We start from the raw sequence: 1,675 nt of genomic DNA, 5'->3' as shown, positions 1-1,675 counted from the left end.
TCATCCTGCATTCCCCAAGTGGCGTGTCGTTTGAGGTGAAGATCGCCTGTATCCGAGCGCTAGACAAGGATTTTCTGCCGCAAGCGGCACCTGCGGTCGCGCAGACTGCTGGATCTGGACGGATCAGACCGCGAAGCCGCTGTTTCCTTGCCCAGGGGCGGCGTTTTTCAGCGCAGCGGACAGATCTGTCCAGCCGCTTTCGTTCAGTTTGAGCGTGGATCGCGATCATGCGCATAGCGGTGGCGCTCGCAATCGGCGGATAGCGGCGAGGATGGCGCGTACCATCGTGCCGGTGACAGCGACCTCGGCCAGCTGGAAGGTGATGGTGCGGGCGTGACGGACCACACGTGCCCCGATCTTGATCAGCTTCAGTTGCAGGCTGGTCAACGACCAGTCGGCCATGGCCTCGGGCAGCTCGATGCAGTGCAAGAAGGTGGCCAGGTTGTACGCCAGGGCGTGCAGTTGCAGCCGCACCTCATTGTCGCGGAACTTCCGGCACGACAGCCGCGTCCAGCGAAAGGCGTATTTGCCCTCTTTGATGTGCTGCTCGGCGGTGCCGCGCTGGTTGTAGAACCGCACCACCCAGTCCGGCTCCATCGGCAGGTTGGTGACGATGAAGCCGACACGCGGGAACAGTTCGCCCGGATGCCATTCGATCTTGGCGATCACCCGGCGTTCCTTGTCCCAGGACGCCGCCTGATACTCGAATTCCTCGAAGAACCGCTTGACCTTGGTCAGTGACGGCCGCCCGACAGGGCGCGTTAGCCGATGCGCGATCTTGTCCTTGAGGACCGCGTTTGCGGGCAGCCGGATGGCGTAGAAGAACCGCGCTTCTTCCAATCGCTCATAGATCGCCGGGATCGCGTAGGCAGCATCGGCCCGGAAGAACCTGCCACCAAGGTCGCGCTCCGCGTAGCGCGCAATGACGGGGTCGAGAACATCACGCCAGCCATCGGCGCTGTGGACGTTGCCATGGCGCAGGGCGCAGCGTTCCAGCATCCCGAACTGGTTGAACAGAAAGTTGGGGTGATAGCAGCTACAGTCGAAATGGCCATTCCAGGCGGACCCTTCCTGGTCGCCATGGGTCGGGCTGACCGAGCTGTCCATGTCCAGAACGATGTACTTCAGCCCGTTACGGTCATGGAACCGGTCGATCCATTGCCCGTTCAGGTCGGCCAGCGCGGCACGGTTCCCGGCCAGAGCCAGCGTCTCGGTCTCGAACCGTCCCATCTGCGATGCCGAGGCCGCTTGTGCATCGACCGCTCTGCCGCCGACAACTTGGCGCATGACCGGATCGCAGGCGAGACGGTTGGCGTCGTTGACATCCTCGTATCCGGCCAGCCGCCCAAAGACTGATTGCCGGAACAGGCCGTCGAGCCGATGGACCGTGTTCTTGCCAGAGCGAGTATCGCGCAGCGCCGCTGACGCCAAATCGGACAACCCGAGCGCGTCATCAAGCTCGCGCATCACCAGAAGGCCGCCGTCGGAACTGAGCTGCGTGCCGCGAAATTCCAGCCGCACGCGAGGGTCGAAATCCACCCGATCTGCCCGTTGCAAGCCCGCACCCTCTGGGTGATCCATGAAACGCGCCCCTCGCAGCCTTCAACACCATGTTTTATATAGGAAATATAATGGTCAGGACAGCGAAATCAGCGCCTTACTTGGGAAATGTGGG

2 protein-coding genes are annotated in these 1,675 nt (G+C 62.2%); one reads left to right on the top strand and one right to left on the bottom strand.

The genetic code is table 11. From position 1 onward, the window contains the following. Positions 1 to 212 (top strand): hypothetical protein (locus G5V65_RS22220; RefSeq protein ID WP_206526934.1); only part of this gene is annotated, 212 nt, incomplete at its 5' end. Between the two features lie 13 nt (positions 213 to 225). Here G5V65_RS22220 and G5V65_RS21770 read toward each other — a convergent pair. Further along, the gene (locus tag G5V65_RS21770) at positions 226 to 1,581 is read right to left on the bottom strand and encodes an IS1380-like element IS1247 family transposase (RefSeq protein WP_078527637.1); all 1,356 of its coding nucleotides are present in this window, start codon (positions 1,579 to 1,581) and stop codon (positions 226 to 228) included. Positions 1,582 to 1,675: the final 94 nt, after the last annotated feature.

Source organism: Paragemmobacter kunshanensis, assembly GCF_011059185.1.
Taxonomy (GTDB): domain Bacteria; phylum Pseudomonadota; class Alphaproteobacteria; order Rhodobacterales; family Rhodobacteraceae; genus Paragemmobacter; species Paragemmobacter kunshanensis.
Note: the sequence above shows the minus strand (reverse complement) of the source record. Positions and strands in the feature narration are given on the sequence as shown.